The 17,851-nt window shown below is 67.7% G+C and carries 16 protein-coding genes and 1 pseudogene; 9 read left to right on the top strand and 8 right to left on the bottom strand.

What is annotated here, in order from left to right; genetic code table 11:
* The first annotated feature begins 224 nt into the window (after positions 1-224).
* Together ACGFMP_RS13955 and ACGFMP_RS13950 are read left to right on the top strand one after the other, a co-directional pair.
* Positions 225-2,216, top strand: coding sequence for a BTAD domain-containing putative transcriptional regulator (locus ACGFMP_RS13955; RefSeq protein ID WP_393672459.1), 1,992 nt, complete (start codon positions 225-227; stop codon positions 2,214-2,216).
* 451 nt (positions 2,217-2,667) lie between these two features.
* The gene (locus tag ACGFMP_RS13950) at positions 2,668-3,975 is read left to right on the top strand and encodes an MFS transporter (protein WP_393672458.1); all 1,308 of its coding nucleotides are present in this window, start codon (positions 2,668-2,670) and stop codon (positions 3,973-3,975) included.
* Between the two features lie 80 nt (positions 3,976-4,055).
* Here the strand turns inward: ACGFMP_RS13950 and ACGFMP_RS13945 are convergent, their stop codons facing one another.
* Positions 4,056-4,622: a DinB family protein gene (locus ACGFMP_RS13945; RefSeq protein ID WP_393672457.1), complete on the bottom strand. Its 567-nt coding sequence runs from the start codon at positions 4,620-4,622 to the stop codon at positions 4,056-4,058.
* A gap of 177 nt (positions 4,623-4,799) precedes the next feature.
* On the bottom strand, positions 4,800-5,159 hold the full coding sequence (locus ACGFMP_RS13940; RefSeq protein ID WP_393672456.1) for a hypothetical protein: 360 nt from the start codon (positions 5,157-5,159) through the stop codon (positions 4,800-4,802).
* A 522-nt stretch (positions 5,160-5,681) separates the two neighbouring features.
* Between ACGFMP_RS13940 and ACGFMP_RS13935 the strand changes: the two genes are divergently transcribed.
* Together ACGFMP_RS13935 and ACGFMP_RS13930 are read left to right on the top strand one after the other, a co-directional pair.
* Positions 5,682-6,122, top strand: a complete 441-nt coding sequence (locus ACGFMP_RS13935; RefSeq protein WP_393672455.1) for a hypothetical protein — start codon at positions 5,682-5,684, stop codon at positions 6,120-6,122.
* A 90-nt stretch (positions 6,123-6,212) separates the two neighbouring features.
* Complete coding sequence (locus ACGFMP_RS13930) at positions 6,213-7,103, top strand: hypothetical protein (RefSeq protein WP_393672454.1); 891 nt, start codon at positions 6,213-6,215, stop codon at positions 7,101-7,103.
* 31 nt (positions 7,104-7,134) lie between these two features.
* On the opposite strand, the gene ACGFMP_RS13925 is transcribed toward ACGFMP_RS13930, so the two are convergent.
* The 4 genes and pseudogenes from ACGFMP_RS13925 to ACGFMP_RS13910 all read right to left on the bottom strand — a co-directional run bounded on the left by ACGFMP_RS13925 (position 7,135) and on the right by ACGFMP_RS13910 (position 9,389).
* The gene (locus tag ACGFMP_RS13925) at positions 7,135-7,629 is read right to left on the bottom strand and encodes a hypothetical protein (protein ID WP_393672453.1); all 495 of its coding nucleotides are present in this window, start codon (positions 7,627-7,629) and stop codon (positions 7,135-7,137) included.
* A gap of 243 nt (positions 7,630-7,872) precedes the next feature.
* A pseudogene (locus ACGFMP_RS13920) lies at positions 7,873-8,007 on the bottom strand (DUF5959 family protein); the annotation flags it as partial.
* Between the two features lie 113 nt (positions 8,008-8,120).
* A complete protein-coding gene (locus tag ACGFMP_RS13915; RefSeq protein WP_393672451.1) occupies positions 8,121-8,489 on the bottom strand; it encodes a hypothetical protein in 369 nt (122 codons plus the stop codon).
* 276 nt (positions 8,490-8,765) lie between these two features.
* Positions 8,766-9,389, bottom strand: coding sequence for a hypothetical protein (locus ACGFMP_RS13910; RefSeq protein ID WP_393672450.1), 624 nt, complete (start codon positions 9,387-9,389; stop codon positions 8,766-8,768).
* Between the two features lie 693 nt (positions 9,390-10,082).
* Between ACGFMP_RS13910 and ACGFMP_RS13905 the strand changes: the two genes are divergently transcribed.
* The 3 genes from ACGFMP_RS13905 to ACGFMP_RS13895 all read left to right on the top strand — a co-directional run bounded on the left by ACGFMP_RS13905 (position 10,083) and on the right by ACGFMP_RS13895 (position 11,904).
* Positions 10,083-10,757, top strand: a complete 675-nt coding sequence (locus ACGFMP_RS13905; RefSeq protein WP_393672448.1) for a hypothetical protein — start codon at positions 10,083-10,085, stop codon at positions 10,755-10,757.
* An 88-nt stretch (positions 10,758-10,845) separates the two neighbouring features.
* Positions 10,846-11,394: a hypothetical protein gene (locus ACGFMP_RS13900; protein WP_393672447.1), complete on the top strand. Its 549-nt coding sequence runs from the start codon at positions 10,846-10,848 to the stop codon at positions 11,392-11,394.
* 39 nt (positions 11,395-11,433) lie between these two features.
* Positions 11,434-11,904: a hypothetical protein gene (locus ACGFMP_RS13895; protein WP_393672446.1), complete on the top strand. Its 471-nt coding sequence runs from the start codon at positions 11,434-11,436 to the stop codon at positions 11,902-11,904.
* A 76-nt stretch (positions 11,905-11,980) separates the two neighbouring features.
* On the opposite strand, the gene ACGFMP_RS13890 is transcribed toward ACGFMP_RS13895, so the two are convergent.
* Positions 11,981-13,135 carry a glycoside hydrolase family 11 protein gene (locus ACGFMP_RS13890; RefSeq protein ID WP_393672444.1) on the bottom strand — a complete coding sequence of 385 codons (1,155 nt, stop codon included), beginning with the start codon at positions 13,133-13,135 and terminating at the stop codon, positions 11,981-11,983.
* Positions 13,136-13,777: 642 nt separating this feature from the next.
* Here ACGFMP_RS13890 and ACGFMP_RS13885 point away from each other — a divergent pair.
* Positions 13,778-15,538, top strand: a complete 1,761-nt coding sequence (locus tag ACGFMP_RS13885) for an LCP family protein (protein WP_393672443.1) — start codon at positions 13,778-13,780, stop codon at positions 15,536-15,538.
* Between the two features lie 78 nt (positions 15,539-15,616).
* On the opposite strand, the gene ACGFMP_RS13880 is transcribed toward ACGFMP_RS13885, so the two are convergent.
* Entirely contained in the window at positions 15,617-16,498 is an 882-nt protein-coding gene (locus ACGFMP_RS13880; protein WP_393672441.1) for a LysR family transcriptional regulator, read from the bottom strand.
* A 79-nt stretch (positions 16,499-16,577) separates the two neighbouring features.
* On the opposite strand from ACGFMP_RS13880, the gene ACGFMP_RS13875 reads away from it, so the two are divergent.
* A complete protein-coding gene (locus ACGFMP_RS13875; RefSeq protein ID WP_393672440.1) occupies positions 16,578-17,840 on the top strand; it encodes an MFS transporter in 1,263 nt (420 codons plus the stop codon).
* The last annotated feature ends 11 nt before the right edge of the window (positions 17,841-17,851 follow it).

Raw genomic sequence — 17,851 nt, 5'->3', positions numbered from 1 at the left:
ACGCCCGCGGGGGCACGCCGACGGGCGGGGCACACGGCCCCGGACGCCGGTGGGACCCGGGGGCGCGGCGCTGCGTCCTGCGGTCCGCGGCGACGGCTCGCCGGCGGGCGGGCGTCCCGGATCCGGGCCGGCTCCCGCCACAGCCCGCCCGGCACAGGCCGGGCCGGTGCCGGACGAAGGGCGGTACGTTGACGGAAAGCGCAGGTGAGAGAACGGACAGCTGGGTGCGAGTGGAATTCGGCGTGCTGGGCGCGGTGGGCGCCTGGGACGAGGAAGGGACGCCGCTGACACTGAAGGGGCCACGGCACCGCGCGGTGCTGACCCGGCTGATCGTGGCCCGGCGGCAGGTCGTGCCCGTCGCCCGGCTCGTGGCCGACCTGTGGGACGAGCCGCCCGCCAACGCGACGGGCGCGCTGCGGACCTTCGTCGGCGATCTGCGACGCGGCCTCGAACCCGACCGGCCGCCGAGGACCCCCTCCCGGCTGCTGGTCACCGAAGGAGCCGGGTACGCGCTGCGCGCGGCGCGCGACGACGTGGACGCCTGGCGGTTCGAGGAGACCGTGGACGCGCTGGGCGACGCCGCGCCCGCGCGCGTCCTGGAGCGGACGGCCGAGGCGTTGGCGTGGTGGCGCGGACCGGCGTACGCGGACTTCGGCGACGTCCACTGGCTGCGGTCGCCGCGCGCCCGGCTGACGGAGCTGAGGCTGCACGCGGTCGAGCTGCGGGCCGAGGCGCTGATCGCGCTGGGGCGCGCGGCGGAGGCCGTGCCCGACCTGGACGCCCATGTGACGGACCACCCCTGGCGGGAGGACGCCTGGCGGATGCTGGCGCTGGCCCTGTACCGGTCGAGCAGGCAGGCGGACGCGCTGTCGGTGCTGCGCCGGGCCCGGGCCATGCTGCGCGAGCACCTGGGGGTGGACCCGGGTCCACGGCTGCGGCGGCTGGAGGAGGACATGCTGCTCCAGTCCGACCGGCTGGACCCCGACGAGGGGGCGCCCGCCGTGGACCACGTGTGGGCGCGGGCGACGGCCGCCTACGAGGGAGCGCTGGGCAGTCGCGCCCGCACCCGGCTGGAGTCCACCGTCGGCCTGATGCGCGACCTCGCGGTGACGGGCGGCGGCGGGCTCGAAGCGGCCCGCAGGCACCGGGTGGCCGCGGTGGCGGCGGCGGAGCAGCTCGGCGATCCCGAACTGACGGCCCGGGTGATCGGCGTCTACGACGTCCCGGCGATCTGGACCCGGTCCGACGACCCCGAGCAGGCGCGGTGGCTGGTGGAGGCGGCCGAGCGGACGCTGCGCTCGCTGGAGCCCGCGGGCCAGGACGCGGCCCGCTGCCGGCTGCTGGCGACGATCGCCGTGGAGTCGCGCGGCTCCCTTCCCCGCGATCTGCCGCCGTCGGGCACCCTCGCCCGCCCGTTGCAGGCGGCCGGCCAGGCGGAGGAGATCGCTCGGCGCCTCGGCGATCCCTCGCTGCTGGCCTTCGCACTGAACGGGACCTTCATGCAGTCCTTCCGGCGCGCCGGCCTGGCCGGCCGGCGCGACGCGGTCGGCGCGGAGATCGTGGCGCTGGCCGCCGGCCACGGCGGCCTGGTCCGCTACGAGGTGCTCGGCCACCTGGTCCGTATCCAGGCCCGGTGCGCGTTCGGGGATCTGGCGGCGGCGGACCGCCACGCGGTCGCGGTGGACGGTCTCGCGGCCCGGCACGACCTGCCGCTGGTGTCGGTGTTCACCAGCTGGTACCGGGCGCTCAGAACCGCTTCCACCGGGACGCGGGAGGCCGCAGAGGCCGCGTACGAGGAGGCCGCCGCTTCCCTGGCCGGAGCCGGGATGCCGGGGCTGGAGACCGGGCTGCTGCCGCTGGCCCGGCTGTGTGTGGCGCTCCGGCACGGCGGCAGCCCGCCGCGGGGGGCGGCGGACTCCGACTGGGGTCCCTACGAGCCCTGGGTCCGGCCGGTGCTGCTGACGGAGTCCGGCCGCCTGGGCGAGGCCGCCGAGGCGCTGCGCGCGGTTGTCTCGCCGCCGCGCGACCTCATGTTCGAGGCGATGTGGTGCCTCGTGGCCCGTGCCGCGATCGCCACTGGCGACACCGGCCTGCTGGCGAAGGCCCACACGCAACTCGCCCCCGCCGCAGCCGAGGAGGCGGGCGCGGGCAGCGGGCTGATCACCCTGGGGCCGGTGGCCGAGCACCTGGCCGCGATCGAGTCGGCGCTGCGCTGATCCCGGCCGGCCGCGCCGGACAGGACGCCCCGGCGGCCCGCGGCCGGCCATGACGCGCCGGCGGGGTGGTCACGGCCTCGGTCACCACCGGCTCGACCTCCGGACGGCGCACTGAAGGCCGGGTCCTCGACGGAAGTGCCGGAGCTGACCCCGAGGGCTCAGGCCGTGGCGAGCGCGGAGACGAGGCCGACGGCCTGTGCGTCGTGCGTCCCCAGCCTGCCGAGAGACGCTGGTTCTCCCGCGGGTGGCCTGGCGAGGCCGGCGTCAGCATGACGGCAGGGCCCGCCTCTGGCCGCCGCACCCGACCCCAGCGGGGTGCCGTTTGCCGAGTAAGGGGGCATCGGTAAGACCATGCATCCCTCGTCCTAGGTCCATGGGCGTAGTGGCTGACCGTTGCATCTACGGCCCGCGGCCGAGGTGGGAGCCCGGGCGGACGGTGAACAGTCAGGGCATGCAGAGCGTCACTTCACGAAAGCTGGCCCGCCGGCGTCCCGGAGGTACGGCCTACCTCGCCGCGTTGTTCGTCGATGCCCTGGGATCAGGCCTGTACCTTCCGCTGACCTTGGTGTTCATCCACGAGGTGACGGGGCTGTCGGTGACGAGGGTGGGCCTGGGAGTCACCGCCGCGGCGACCGTCGGCCTGGTGGCGAATCCGTTGGCGGGCGTACTGGTGGACCGGTTCGGCTCCCACCCCGTTCTGATCGGTACCTATCTGCTGCGGGCGCTGGGCTTCGCCCTGTATCCGCTGGTCGGGAGTTTTCCCGCGCTGATCGCAGTCGCCGCCCTGATCGCCGTCGGCGACCGGGCGTACTATCCCGCCGCCTCGAGTCACGCCGCTGCGATAGCGTCGGGTGCGGACAGGGACAGGCTGTACGCCTGTGTGGCGATGGCCCGCAACATCGGCTTCGGACTGGGCGGCCTGTTGTCGGCAGCGGCCCTGTCGGTAGTCGGTGACCACGGCTTCGCGGTGATGGCAGTCGTCGACGCGGTCAGCTTCGTCGGGGCGGCCGGGTGCCTGGCCATGGCTGGTCCCCCTCCCCGTCCCCGTCCCCACACCGAACTCCGACGCTCGGGCGCAGAGCCGCAGCAGCATGGCGGATATCGGAGAGTCCTGTCCGACCGGCCGTTTCTCTCGCTGGTGGGGGCGGAGCAGGTGTTCACCCTCGCACATTCCGTCCTGCCGGTGGCGCTGCCGCTCTACTCCGTGGTCGTCCTGGGTACGTCCCCCGCTGTGCTGGGTGTGCTGTACACACTCAACACGGTCCTGCTCGTGGTGGGCCAGCTCCCCGTACGCCGGCTTCAGGCCGGAGCCCGCCGTACCCACGCGCTCGCCTTGGGCGGCGCGGTGTTCGCCGTATCCTGCGGCGCCTATGCCGCGGTTGGCTATCTCCCCCACGGGGGTTGGCAACTGACCGGCCTGGTGGCTGCCACGGTCGTCTACACGACCGGTGAGTTGATGCACACCGCGCCGTCCTCCGCGCTCGCAGCGGCGATCGCGCCCGCCGCCGTCCGAGGACGCTACCTCGCGGTGTACCAACTGACATGGGGGGTGTCCGCGATCCTCGCCCCGGCCGGCTTCTCCGCCCTCCTGGACACGGCCGCCCCGCTGTTGTGGATCGTCCTGGGCCCCATGCTCGTGATCGCGTGCGCGATGGTGCTGAACTTGTCGCGCAGACTCCCCGCGGCGTCAGTGTTCCCACAGTCCGCCGGCACGGCGGCACCGCTTCCCGCCGAAGCGGATCAAGCAGCCACCTCGTGACCACGGCAATAGGTCGGCTCACGCAACGGACCCTGTGGGCGGATCGGCACCCGGTCCAGCTCCGGAGCCGGCGACCTACGTCAGCGTCGTGCCGCTTTCCACGTCCATGATGTGCGGCGAGGGAGGCCGTTGAGTTCCCCGCGGCCGGTGCACCAGAGAAGTACCCGCGTCGTGTCTCCGGGCGGAGCGTCGGGGAAGAGCCGGTCGAGCACGGCTGCACTCAGCGCTGCTGGTGGTAGCCAGTCCACGGTCAGTCCCTCGGTGATGTCGTGGGTGTGCAGCAGGATTTCGGCGACGCCCATCGCTGCGAACCCTTCGGGGTCGCACGGACCCCAGTGCCAGGCTCGCAGGGTCGGGCCGGCTGTGGCCAAGGCGCTGCCGAGAAGCCCGCCGCAGGCGGTGACGGCTTGGAGTACCTCAGCAGGTGATGCGGTCGGGCGGACTTTCAGGTCGAAGGGAAGGTAGGCGTCGGCAGGCTGTGCCGCCACCTGGCCTCCGTAGGCCAGCAGGTCGTGGGCGATGTGCGCTGCCGTTTGCCAGCAGGTCCATTCGAGCGGCCCCGCCGGCACCGTCCAGTCCTCGGCGGTATGGGGGCTGAGCACACGCAGCATCTCTGCCATGGCCGCTTCGACGTTCTGATGGTCCATGCGAAGCTCCTGGGTTATCCGACCGCTCCGACAGCACCTCCCGGCGGACCTTCCCGGTCGCAGCACCCGAGGCCTGCTTGGTACGGCGCTGACGTGCGGGGCCGGCTGCCCGGCGCGCAGGTCCGCGGGGCGCGCCGAGCCGCCGCGGCAGGGGAGCCGCGGCGGCACGGGAAAGGGTCAGCCGCAGGGCAGGGTGCCCGGGTTGAGTATCACCTGCCGGTTGATGTCGCCGTCGAACCGGAAGGTGGTGGGAGTGGTGCCCTGGCAGTCGTAGCGCACGATGCCGAAGCCGTAGGCCACCGCAGAGACGCCCGAGGTGGGGCTGACCTTCTCGATCACGGCGTAAGCGGGCTGGGTGACGCCGTTGCACACCTTGCTGTTGTAGATCGACAGTTGGGTGCCCAGGAAGTCGAAGTCGGTGTAGTACTGGCACCCGGATGCGTCGGTGGGGCCCGCGAGGGCGGTGGACGCACCCGGGACCAGGACTGTGGCCAGGGCCGCGGCGCTCGATGCGGCGATCATGCTGGGCTTTCTCACCGGTCGTTGTCCCTTCGTAGGAGGGGTCGTGACGAGCAAGGAGCACGGACGGCGAGGTGTGTCCGCGCCGGGCCGCCACGCGGACCGATCGTAGGGTCCGCCACATCGATCAGCAATATTACGAGCGAATGCAAGAAATTTAGCGAGTTTTTTGCGCAAGAGCTGTGCTGTGGCGGTGCGGCAGCGAGAGGGGGGAGGGCCTGGGGACCTGCCTCGCAGGGCTGCACCTTCGGCGGCTTCGACGACGCACACTCCGGGTCGCGTTCGAAGCACCCGACAGAAGGAGCATTTCGGCCAGGCCGATCCAGCGAAACCATCATTCGAAGAATTAAGCGTCAATGTCGGCCATTCCCGTTGCGAAAATCAGACACACGGGAACGCCAAGACGCTACATACCGCCCCAATCGGGAGAATTGTGCATAGGGAACACTTCGGCAGTCACTGATTGCAGCCGTTGACGACGGATATTCGCCTCGCATATTCTTGCAGGTGTCAACGAAGAGTTGCCAGGGGGGTTCGCACATGAAGAAGCTACTGCTGTCGGCGGGTTTGGCCGGAGCCGTTACGGCTTCGCTTTTGACGTTCACTGCGCCAGCTGAAGCCGCGACAGGCAAGTGCCCGTTGCAGGCGACCTACGCCGTCAGCTTCTGCCTGTACTACAACTCCAATATGTCGAGCGCTTACTACCGTTGGTTCGGGGTGCAAGAAGTCAAAGACCTGAAGGGTTACACATTCCCGAACAACGGGAACGGTGCCGGAGCGGGTCAGCCGGTCAAGAACAACTCCGCCGCCGCCTCCTTGAGTGCGGAGGGCGGCGTCGTTTCTCAGAACATCACCGTGCGTGTCTTCTTCAACTCGGGATTCCTGGGCACGTACGACACGGTGGTCTCGAACACAAACAAGCAACTGGTCAACGCATACAACGAAGACGCATCGTGGAAGTTGTACGCATCGGGCGGGTGAGCGCGACTGGGGTCGGCGTCCGCGGACACCTCACAGGCGGGCGTCGGCCCCTTCTCGGAGGCGGAACGGGTTATCCAACGGAAGCGAGATATGAAATCCTTTGCTCCGGCGAGGCTGCTGTCAATCGTATGTACTGGCACCGCCGCAGGAATTTTGCTGCTCACTGGTTGTTCGGCTTCCGGGCATGAGAAGTCCCATACTCTGACCGGAGACAGGGAGTCGGACAGTGCGAAGCCATCGAAGGATTCACCTCATGTCGATCCCGATCCGAAGATCGTCAACCCCCTGCCAAGCCTCCGACTCCCGATACAGAACTATATGGAATCCGACGAACTGCGGCATCAGGCCAGTCTCGCTGTCACCAAACTGGCAACAGCCTGCCTGGAAAGCGGAGGACTACACTTTCGCCCAGGTCCGTCTTCCTACCAGGAGCCTCCCTCGCTGATGGCAGGACGCTACGGGCCGGTGAACTTGCAACAGGCAAAATATGGCTATCATTTTATGACGGCCATCCAAGATGTCAAAGCGGCCCGAGTCCAGCCTTCGAAGAGTGAGCTGTCACGCGTAAACACATGTTTCAGCTCGGCCGAGAGTACCATTCCCGAGCCTGGGCAGGGCGACGTCATAAACAAGATAAAGGACGACGGGTGGGTTCAGGCGATGAGTCTTCCAGCCGTCCAGGCGTCATTCTTGCAGTGGTCCAAGTGCATGGCTGCGGCAGGTTACGACTACAGCACACCGCAAGCCGTGATGCAGGAGAAGAGCTGGGATTGGAAATCGGACAAGCCATCCGCCAGGGAAATCAGCGTCGCAACGCGTGATGTCACCTGCAAGGAAGAGTCGGGAACTGTCGAAGCTTGGTTCAGCGGAGAGTCTTCACTTGAAAAGAAGGCCATCGGATTGCACCGGCAGGAACTCGACAAAACATCAGCTCAACTGAAGGCGAAGGCGACAGTGGTAAGCGATATCCTGTCGGGATGAGGAGCGTTCGCGCGGAAGGGTAGAGCGAGATCTACTCGACCACTACTACCGTCGACCCGACGACCGTATTGTTCCAGATCTTGGAAATATCCGCCCGGTGGCCACGAATTGCGCCAGTGTGCAGTTTCGGATCCGGCTTGCTTATGCTGTCATCGATGGCAGCGGAGAAGGCGACCCAAGTCGACGCCCTGAACTCGAAGTAGACCACATGTTCAATGCGCTTTGAATCGCCGCCCACGCCCGTCGGCCTCCGCTTCGACACCAGGTACGTCCCGGGCTTGGCCAGAACGGTTCCCGGTGTGACCGTGAATGTGGCTACCGGACTCCCGCTCTTCGGGACAACCCAGACCCGATTATGCGACAACGAGTAAACTTCACGTTTCCCACTGCCTGAGTTCGGCGGCACCGGAGGAGGCGTTGGCGATACCGTCGGCTTCGGGGAAGCAGTTGTCCTATGCGGCGTCGCGAGACCAGTAGGCTCCAGGCTGTTGTTGCCCTGAATGGCCAATGCGGAAACGACACCCATAGCAGCCAGAGTGAGTCCGGAAACTATGACCCGCGACGACAGGCTTCTCATGGCTTCCCCCGGTGAGCGGTCATACGCCAATTCTACGGTAGACGCCAGGGTAGGAGCCTGCGCCGGCCGGGTGGGAGGTCAGGACAGCGGTGGCATGCCGTTGGGGTCCAGCGGCGGTCAGTTGGGGGAGGCGGCGAAGGCGGCAGCCTGATCCCCAACGGTCGAGAACTCCATCTGTGGCAGTACGAGATGTCACGCTCGCCCCCGTACAACTACCAGTTCGCGGAGACGCTCCTGGTGAGGCGCAACCCAGTGCTGCGGCAGGTCAATCGGCACCCGCGCGCTGACCGTGGAGGTCGTCTCGTCCTCCACGACCGCCGTCGGGCAACCCCGATCACCATGACCGCCGGGGGATAACCCGCGTGGGCTTCAAGTGAAGGCGGTTTGTGGGGGTGTTCGCTCTGGGTGAGTGGGAAGGTGGCCGTTTTCCTGGTGCAGTGTCAGGCCGGGATCCACGCGGGCCACCATGGGGGGATGTTGCTCGCCGGGCAGAGTCCGGAGTCGCCGGGATAGCCGTCGAGGGTGCCTCGGGACGCGAAGAGCCACCAGCCCAGCGACACCGTGGTGAGGACTACCAGCAGGACGGCGGCGCAGGCGCGCACAGGCGCTGGCGCGCGCCGGGTGAGGTGCAGGGCTGCAGCACACGTCGTGGCGCCGAGGAAGACGCCGATGCCCACCATCACCGGGAGGAGAAACGCAATCTCGAAGGCCCCGCCGGCGTCGTACCCCGCGTCACAGTAGGCGCGTGCGCGCGCCGACACGTTCCAGGCGGTGTACTCCACCGCAGCCCCGAAGAGTGCCGCACCCACCCAGGCAATCTGTGTGCGGCGCTCCGATGCGGTGATCACACCGGTCTGGACGCCGGCGCGGTGTCCCACGGTTCCGGCAGCAGGGAATGCAGCGTGCCGAGGGTCTCGGCGTACCTGAGCACATCGGACAGCGTTTCGCGATCGGCCGCGAGCTTTGGGCCCTCGAAGGGCGAGCGCAGGACCCGGCGAGGGCGCTTGTCGCACCCAGCGGGCGACGGCGGCCTCGGGCCGGGACAAGACGGTCCCGCGCGCGAGTGTGGGGCCGGCGCCGATCCTTCACACCTGGGCCGGGGGGCTGGGGTCAGCTGCCAGTTTCTTCAGCTGTGTGTCGAGGATGTCCTTGGGGATGGAGGGGTACTCGTCGGTCGGATCGAGCGTTTTGAAGGTGGCGACGGTGGAGCCCTTGCGGACGACCATGACGGTCATGGGGATCACGGGTCCGTTGACTCCGACGATGACCTGGCTCGCGTTGAAGCCGATGGCGTCGTCGCCTGCGCCGGGAGCGGTCCGCTGGTATGGAGAGGAGTACCCCAGCTCGTCGCCGGGCCGGGCTGCCGAGGGGCGGATCGCGGCGGTCGTGCACTGGGACAGCGCGAAGCGCAGCTCGGACAGGACGTTGCGGGCGTCAGAATCGGTGTACGAGGTCAGGCTGATGCTCGCGTGGCTGGCCATCGTGTCGGCGGAGGACATGACGTCCTCGCTGACATGGGCGGTGAAGTCGTGGAGGCTCCGTAGCTCCGCGGCCGCGTAGATCGGCCGGCACGATGCGGGCGTGACGGTGCTGTACCTCGTCAGGAAGCCGTGGTCCACCGGGGCGCCCTTGCCTTCGACAGCCTTCACCGTGTAGCCGGTGGCGTCGCTCGGGCTCAGCGCGAGCCGGTCCAGATCCGGCTGGCTCAACGCTGCTTCGGCCCTGGCAGACGGGGTCGCGGGAGATGCCACCTTCTGGCGACCTGCGGAGTCGGATCCGTCATCCCCGCCGTCCCCGCCGCACCCGGCAACCAGCACCAGCGCGGACAACACCCCCGCGGTTGCGACCACCCGCATCAGGACAGCGCGAATATCCATGATCCCCCCAAGCCGCCCCACGTGGGGAGCCGCACACGAAAACCCCGGCAGCGGCGCCGGGGCCAGAAAGCTGCACGGAGCCTAGCCGACGCCAGGTCCATGGCCCCACGCCCGGCCAAGACGCCAGGCTGCAACTGCCCGTCTTCTGTCGCCAACCGCTGTATTGATTGTCTCCGCTTCGCGCACCTGATCCTCGACAGCCGGCTCACCGGCACCGGTGACAACCACATGCGGAATCAGTTTTCCTCGTGATCATCAGGCCTCTTCGTGATCGTGTCACGGGCAGTCTGCGACCACCCAGAGGAGATCGCGTTTCCGGAATTTCGGACTATCTCGTCACGAGCTTACTCATAATTCAAAATAAGCAAAACTTGTGTGCGCGTTGCGGAACTACACATCGCACTTCCTCTATTTCTTTGACAGTGGGCGGTTGCCATGGGAAGGTCGTTAGCAAGTTCATGGCATGTGGTCGAAGTTGATTCATGAATGAATCAATCCGACGGTTTGCCATAAGGGGAGGGAATCATGACCAATTTCAAGGCATCGCTTCGATTAGCTGCCATCGCCGCCGTAGTCGTCTCGGTGTCGGCGGTGGTTGCGCCGTCCGCATCGGCGGATCCGGAAAGCAATGCGCCCGCCGGGCAGCACACGATCTACCGCCAGTTCGTGACGGCCACCTCGACCGTCTCAGGCGTGACCGACTACTCCATCACGCAGACCGCAGAAGTCCTCAAGCCGGGTATCGAGTCGGCGCCGGCAACGATAACCCCCTCTGGCGTGCTGACGAGTTGCCCCGAGGACGGCAGTTCCTCGGTGGAGATCTGTGAGCAGCTGTACTACACCAGCTACAAGAGCGGCAGCAGTACGTATGCCTCCACCAGCGAGTGGGACAACCAGGCCACGCGAATCGACCGCCAAGCGACCCTGATCGACCTTGCGTGGTCGGGCGCCCAGCACGGCCGGTGTGTGAGTAGCTGCGGCGGCACGTCCGACTGGAACTACACGTACCACGGCGACTACTCGTATCCGACGAGCGGCACGAACTACCCCACGAAGCCGCCGAAGGGTTCGCCCACCCTCCTCATCGGGTATGACCCGGCCAACAACAACTACCAGAACATCCAGCAGACCCTTACCTGGGGCCGCGGTTCAGCGCATTACACGCTGAAAAACCCGCCGCTCTACATTCCTTCTCTGTAGGCAGTCCCGGGTGGATGGCGCGTCCCATCGCCATGGGGCGCGCCATCTGCCATCTTTGCGGCTCGTATAGAAAATCGGGCGTTCAGTCATGCCAGACGTGATCGAAAGCGGCGGAAATCGCAGGAGTGGCAGGCGGCGACGGCTATGGGCTGTCTCGGCGCTTGTTGTGCTTTGCTCTCTTGCCGTGCTGTTAGCTGTGCTGAATCATTCGCATGGTGACCATGAAGCTGCACCCGCGAAACCTGCGACCCCGTCGACCCCACTGGACGTCACTCTCGGCGAGGGGAGTTCCTTCCAGACGGCGGTGGATCCGGAAACGAACAATGTTTCCTACTCTTTCAAGCTGCTGAATGCATCAGACGGGCCGGTCCGAATCTCGCAGCTGGGTGACAGCCGGGACGGCATGAAACTTGTCGGTGTCACACCCCATCTGCCCGTCTCAGTACCGCCCGGATCGTTGTCGATGACGATCACCTTCCACATCACTGACTGCGCACGAATCAGTCGAGATCAATGGGACATCCCGGTTCATGTGACAAGCCATGGAGGAAGCGGAACGGTCAGCCTTGCGCTGCGATCCGACGGTCCTACAGACCCTTGGCAGCTCTTCGTGACCCGGCCGGTGTGCAACCGATGACCTCGGCTCTGGCGATTCCTGGCTCTGTAACATGAGGGTATGACCCCCGACGGCTGCCTCAAGGTGTTCGCATTCCTCGAAGCGGTGTGGACGAACGACGACCACACCAGGGCGCATCTGGACAGCCGCGTCTACGGAGGGGGTCGGATGAAGGACCTACTGGTGTCCTACCTCGAAGAACTCGTGCGGAATCCCATGCTGCTCACCGCGAACGAAGGGTCGACAGGCGGGCAGCGCGACCCGGACGCTCGAACCACCGATCTTGCTCCGGTGCTGGTGGACACCCTCCGCGAATGGGCGCGAACCGGGGGAGAGGAAGCCGCCGTAGGCATCGCCCACAGTGTCATCGCGTACCTCCTGGTGTGTGTCGCCTCGGCCCAGGGGGACTTGCTGGCCGCGCTGCCACAACTTCGCCATGCTGCGGCCCGTTCCTGGCCCGAGTTCGACTTTCGGGCCGCCGAGCCGACCAGGACGCATCGGGGTGGTCCCGGCTCGCCGTCCGCCGTCTGAGCCTGCCGGCCGTGATCCGGCCGGCTGCCCCGTCACCTGGAGGACGGTGACGGGGCAGCCGCGCGTCAGCGGAGATTCAGCGGGTGGTGCAGGCGAGCGTCGGGGCGCCGTTGCTGCCCGAGTAGTTGGCGTTGAACCCGAATGATGTACTCGCGCCGGCCCCTACGGCGCCGTTGTAGCTCGCGTTGTTCACGGTCACCGTGTTGCCGGACTGGGTGTAGCTGCCGTTCCACAGGTTGCTGACGGTCTGGTTGCCGGGGAAGGTCAACTTCACGGTCCAGCCGTTGATGCCGGAGGAGCCGTTGTTCTTGACGTTGACCGCTCCTGTGAAGCCGGCGCCCCAGTCGGAGGAGTTGGCGAAGGTCGCGGAGCACCCGCTGCCTCCGGTGCCGCCGGTGGTGCTGCCGCCGGTGGTTCCCCCGGTCGTGGTGCCGCCGGTGGTGCTGCCGCCGGTGGTTCCCCCGGTGGTGCTACCCCCGGTCGTGCTACCGCCGGTGGTGCTGCCGCCCGTGGTCCCCCCGGTCGTGCTGCCGCTGCTGCCGACGGTGATGTTGGAGCTGCCGGAGGAGCCGTAGCCTTCGGTGGCCAGGATCTCGTAGTTGGGGGTGCCGAGGTTCAGGCCGGCTTGGGCCCAGGCGTTGAAGAAGTTGGACACGGTGATGGTGCCGCCGGTGCGCTTGGCCTGGCGGATCGCCCAGTACTGGTAGAACGTCGCGGTGCCCTCGATGGAGGGCTGGTTGACGCGCTGCGTGCGGTACAGGTCGTAGGTGCTGCCGTCGCTGGTGACGGAACCCAGCCGGGACGACCCGGAACTGGGGTTGTAATTGCCGTAGTTGTCGACGATGTAGTACTCGATGAGCGGGTTGGTGGTCCAGCCGTACAGCGACAGGTAGCAGTTGCCGTTGCAGTTCCAGGAGCCCGAGTAGGTCACGGGCGCGGTCGTGCCCGGGTTCCAGCCCTTGCCGGCCACGAAGTTGGTCACGTTGTTCCAGGTGGTGCTGTACTGGCCGCCGGAGCCCATGGTCATGGAGGCCTGGCCGCTGTTCTGGCTCCAGAACGAGTAGAAGTACCCGTTGTTGGTGCCGGTGCTGTTCGAGTTGACGGTCGTGTCGGCCTGAGCCGCGCCGGGCAGCGTGAAGGCGACCATGACCGCCACCGCCGCGGCGACAAGGCCTCGGACGGCGGCCAGGATGCTGCGTCTACGACGCGTCTGGTGGGTCGGTGTTCTCATGGGGTGTTCTCTCCTGTGGGCGTGGGGGGCAGTTGCATGCCGTGGTCCCGGTCGCCACAGGGCCGGTGGCCTGGGCGGCAGGGGCATGACACGCACTCCGGCTGCCAGGAGTACGGCGACCGGAGTACCGGGCCTTGGTGCGGCCCGATCGCCGGCGACTGGTCACCTGCGATGCCGAACAGTCTGATCCGCGCCGCCGGAGTGTCAACACTTTCGGTAGAAATTTCGAATCTTTCTATCAGCTGTGAGTTCCCGGACGGGGTAACCTCCCCGATCAGAGACCGCGCCTGGCGGCCTGTGTCCGCCTGACTGCTCGACTCGTCTGCAAGGCGAGGATTGTGACGGCCGTGGGGGAGCACTGTCACAGCGAAAGTTTCGAGGCCGAAGTCCTCGTCGGCACCGGCTGACTTCGGGCATTCCGACCGTCTCGACATCCGGTACTTGGTCGGCTGGCCCGGCCGGTTACGCGCACGGCAATCAACCGGGGAACGTAATCATGATCAACGCTCCACTGGTGTGCGCCGATGCGGCCTCGGGCGAGTGATTGTCTGATCAGCGGAATGCAACCTGCCGCCCGCCTCGAACGTCCTTGGAATCGAGCATCCCAGCCTGCCTGGGTCCGACGTCACAGGGATCACAACAATGAGCGAGCCCTCCCACGGTTCCAGGGGGCATGGCACCGGACGCCGTCGCGCCGGCGCGCACAGCGCACGCCAGTCGGCGCCGAGCGCCGACACCGCGCCTCACGCGACCGGCGAGGACGAGCGGACTGCGGGCGGCAGGGCGGCAGCCCGCAAGGCGGCCCGCAAGGGCGGCGGACGGCGCGGCAGGCGCGCGCTGAAGATCGTCGGCATCACCATGGCCTTCGTCATCCTCGGCGCAGGCGGCGCGGCAGGCTACGCCTACTGGAAGCTCAACGGCAACATCAAGTCCGACGACCTGTCCGCCAACGGCAAGGACGGTGCGGGCCACGAGAAACCCGACGCTTTCGGCCGCACCCCCATCAACATCCTGGTCCTGGGCTCAGACGGTCGCGAGAGCGCGGCGGACTGCAAGCTCGGCGGCCACTGCGAGGACGGCCACGGCGGTGAGCGTGCGGACGTGGAGATTCTGCTGCACATATCCGCCGACCGCACCAACGCCACCGTCATGAGCATCCCGCGCGACCTGCGCACGGACTGGAGCGGCTGCCACGACAAGGGCCATACGCAGATGGGTCCCCAGCACAACGCGATGATCAACTCGGCGCTCAACGGCGGCCCAGGGTGCAGCGTGGACGCCGTGCACCAACTGACCGGCATACCCATCGACCACTTCATGAAGGTCAAATTCCAGGGCGTGGTGGACATGTCCAACGCCGTCGGCGGTGTCGATGTCTGCGTGGACGGCAACATCTACGACCCGTACAGCCACCTGAAGCTCAAGAAGGGCCAGCACGAACTGGTCGGCAGTGCGGCCCTGGCCTTCCTGCGCACCCGGCACGGTTTCGGCGACGGTACGGACAGCCGCGGCCGAACCGACGGCCAACACGTCTTCATGACGGCCCTGCTGAACAAGCTCAAGGGCAACGGCACTCTGAGCAGCCCCAACAAGATGTGGAAGCTCGCGAACGCCGCAACCAAGGCGCTGACCGTCGACAACTCGCTCCATTCCGTCACCAAGCTGATCGGCCTCGGCCAGGACCTCAACAAGGTCCCCACCAAGCGGGTCACCTTCGCCACGATCCAGACCCAGGACCTCGAGTCCGGGACGCAATTGGTGCAGCCGGGCGCGGCCGCCCTGTTCAAGACGATCGCCGACGACCAGTCGCTGACCACCGATGACGGCACCGCCGTGCCGTCCGCTTCTGCCTCCGCCTCTCCCACCGTGCCGCCGTCCGCGATCCCGGTGAAGGTCCGGAACGGCGCTGCCAAGGACGGTGCGCTCGTCCCCGGCCGTGCCGGCGACGTCCAGAAGGAGCTGAAGAACCGCGGCTTCACCCAGGCCACCGCGATCACCGGCACCCAGACCCCGACCACCTCGGTGGCCTACCCGGCCGGACAGCAGGCTCAGGCCCAGTCCGTGGCCAAGGCCCTCGGCATACCGGCGAAGGACGTCAAGCAGGACGCCTCGGCGACCGGCATCGTCCTGACCGTCGGCTCCGACTGGACCACCGGCACGACCTTCCCCGGCGGCAAGACCGACGCGACCGACGCCGACCGCAAGGCCGCACTGGACGGCGCGAACCAGCAGTTCGGCGACAACACGACCAAGTGCGCCAAGGTCAGCAAGTTCACCACCGTGATCGGCCTGGACCGCAACTACAACTTCACCACCGACGCCGCTCGCACCAAACACGGCATGTCCCCCGCCCAGGCATACGACAAGGCCACGAAGGAGGGCATAAAGGACTCCGCGCCGTAGAGAGGAGCCGGCCGTCGTCCCGACGGTGCAAAGAGGTCCGCTGACTGGCATGTGGCCAGGTCGGCGGGCCTCTTCTCGTCAGGCCGAAGGCGCCGGGACGCCCAGCGCGGACAGGAAGGCCGTGGCCGCTGGGGAGGGCTGGAAGCGGCTCCAGATGAGGTGCTCCACGCCGGCCGGAGCGTCGCTGAGCCGGACGATGGGCAGGTCGGGAAGCTCAGGCATGAAGGCGGCGGGCAGCATGCCGATGCCCAGGCCTTGCCGGATCAGGCGAGCCATGAGGTTCGCGGTCGTCACTTCGAAGGAGACCTCGCGCCGCACTCCGGCCGCCGCGAAGGCCGCGTCGGAGTGGGCCCGGCCGGCCGTGCCTGCGGGGAAGTCGACGAACGTCTCGTCGGCCAGCCGGTGCAGGTCCACGTGTTCCCGATCCGCCAGCGGGTGGTCGGGCGCCACCACGGCGACGAGGTCACCGCCCCCCAGCTCGTGGCTGCGGACGCCCAGCGGTCGTACGCCCAGCGGGAGCCCTACGAAGGCGGCGTCCAAAGTGCCCTGCCGTATCCGTTCGATCAGATCCTCGCTGGGGCTCGTGCGGAGGCTGATCCGCACCTCCCGGTAGCGCAAGTGGAACTGCTTGAGCACAGCGGGGAGATCGACCGCGCCGACGGCGGAGATGGCCCCGATGGCGAGTCGGCCGCGGATCTCACCGGCGGCGGCCGCCACTTCGGCGCGGGCCCGCTCGGCGGCGTCGAGAGCCTGCCGGGCCGCAGGGAGAAACGCCTCGCCCGCAGGGGTCAACCGGACGCGGCGGCTCGTGCGTTCGAACAGCTTGGCGCCCAACTCGCTTTCCAGCCGGGCGATCTGGTGGCTCAGCGCGGACTGGACGACCAGGCACTGCTCGGCGGCGCGGGTGAAGTTGCTCGTCTCCGCGACAGCGACGACGTAACGCATCTGCTGGAGCTCCATGGATCAATCGTCATACACGATTGTTCCGATGACAAACATGTGTTGGACTCATTGATCGTCGATCGCTGAGGCTGGGCGCATGACGGCGACGAGACTTCACAACGACGGCGGCATGTCGCGCGGGCTGCTCCTGCTCATGTCGGTGGCGACAGGACTGGCGGTCGCGGGCAACTACTTCACACAGCCGCTACTCGACCTGATCGGCCGGGAACTGGGGCTCGGACCCTCGCTGGCAGCGCTGACGGTGACGGCTGCGCAAGGCGGGTACGCACTGGGGCTGATCCTGCTGGTGCCGCTCGGCGACCTGGTGGAGCGGCGCCGACTCGCCGTGTCGCTCTACGCGGCCACCGCGGTGTTCCTGCTGATGTCGGCCACCGCGGCCAACGGCAAAGTGCTCCTGGTCAGCACGGCTCTGACCGCGCTGACCTCGGTGGGAGCGCAGGTCGTGGTGCCGTTCGCGGTGACGCTGGCGCCGCCGGACGAGCGCGGCCGGGTGATCGGCACGGTGATGACCGGGCTGCTGTTCGGCGCATTGCTGGCGCGCACCGCGTCCGGACTGCTGTCGGAACTGGGCGGCTGGCGGACGGCCTACTGGGTGAACGCGGTCCTGATGGCGCTGATGGCCGTGCTGCTGCGTCTCTTCCTGCCCCGGCTCGGTGGTGAGGGCGGACACCTGTCCTATCCAGGTCTGCTGCGATCGACGGTTGCGTCGTTCCGGTACGAGCCGCTGCTGCGGTCGCGAGCGGGTATCGCCGCCTTGAGCATGGCTTCGTTCAACGTGCTGTGGACGGCCCTGACCTTCCTGCTGGTGCAGTCGCCGTACCGCTGGTCGGCGTCGGCCATCGGCATGTTCGGCCTGGTCGGCGCCGCGGGTGCGCTGACGGCCTCGGTGGCGGGGCGGCTGGCCGACCGCGGCCACGTACAGATCGTGACCGGCGCAGGGACGGTCCTGCTGCTGGCGTCATGGGCGGCGATCGCCGCTGGGGCACGTTCGCTGGTCTGGCTGCTCGTCGGCGTGATCGTGCTGGACTTGGCGCACAAAGCGGTGCTCAACAGCAATCAGAACATCATCTTCGCGCTCCGGCCCGAGGCCAGGAACCGGATCAACTCCGCCTTCTCGACCGCCTTTTTCCTCGGCGGCGCCGTGGGCTCCGCGCTGACCTCGGTGGTCTGGGTGCACAGCGGCTGGACCGGAGTATGCGTCCTGGGCGCCATCTTCTCCTTCGGGACCGTCGCGATCTGGGTCGTGGAGCGCGTCACCGTCGACCGCGCGGCAGGAAAGCCCCCGAAGACCTCGGCCCACCAGGGTCATGACCCGAAACCGGCCGCCTCGGCCAACTGATCCGTGCCCGA

The organism is Streptomyces sp. NPDC049040 (assembly GCF_043197715.1).
Taxonomy (GTDB): Bacteria; Actinomycetota; Actinomycetes; order Streptomycetales; family Streptomycetaceae; genus Actinacidiphila.
Note: the sequence above shows the minus strand (reverse complement) of the source record. Positions and strands in the feature narration are given on the sequence as shown.

Coding starts and splice junctions, on each gene's coding strand:
- ACGFMP_RS13950 (WP_393672458.1), top strand. CDS start 2,668: ATGCAGAGCGTCACTTCACGAAAGCTGGCCCGCCGGCGTCCCGGAGGT.
- ACGFMP_RS13945 (WP_393672457.1), bottom strand. CDS start 4,622: ATGGACCATCAGAACGTCGAAGCGGCCATGGCAGAGATGCTGCGTGTG.
- ACGFMP_RS13935 (WP_393672455.1), top strand. CDS start 5,682: ATGAAGAAGCTACTGCTGTCGGCGGGTTTGGCCGGAGCCGTTACGGCT.
- ACGFMP_RS13930 (WP_393672454.1), top strand. CDS start 6,213: ATGAAATCCTTTGCTCCGGCGAGGCTGCTGTCAATCGTATGTACTGGC.
- ACGFMP_RS13925 (WP_393672453.1), bottom strand. CDS start 7,629: ATGGGTGTCGTTTCCGCATTGGCCATTCAGGGCAACAACAGCCTGGAG.
- ACGFMP_RS13905 (WP_393672448.1), top strand. CDS start 10,083: ATGACCAATTTCAAGGCATCGCTTCGATTAGCTGCCATCGCCGCCGTA.
- ACGFMP_RS13900 (WP_393672447.1), top strand. CDS start 10,846: ATGCCAGACGTGATCGAAAGCGGCGGAAATCGCAGGAGTGGCAGGCGG.
- ACGFMP_RS13895 (WP_393672446.1), top strand. CDS start 11,434: ATGACCCCCGACGGCTGCCTCAAGGTGTTCGCATTCCTCGAAGCGGTG.
- ACGFMP_RS13890 (WP_393672444.1), bottom strand. CDS start 13,135: ATGAGAACACCGACCCACCAGACGCGTCGTAGACGCAGCATCCTGGCC.
- ACGFMP_RS13885 (WP_393672443.1), top strand. CDS start 13,778: ATGAGCGAGCCCTCCCACGGTTCCAGGGGGCATGGCACCGGACGCCGT.
- ACGFMP_RS13880 (WP_393672441.1), bottom strand. CDS start 16,498: ATGGAGCTCCAGCAGATGCGTTACGTCGTCGCTGTCGCGGAGACGAGC.
- ACGFMP_RS13875 (WP_393672440.1), top strand. CDS start 16,578: ATGACGGCGACGAGACTTCACAACGACGGCGGCATGTCGCGCGGGCTG.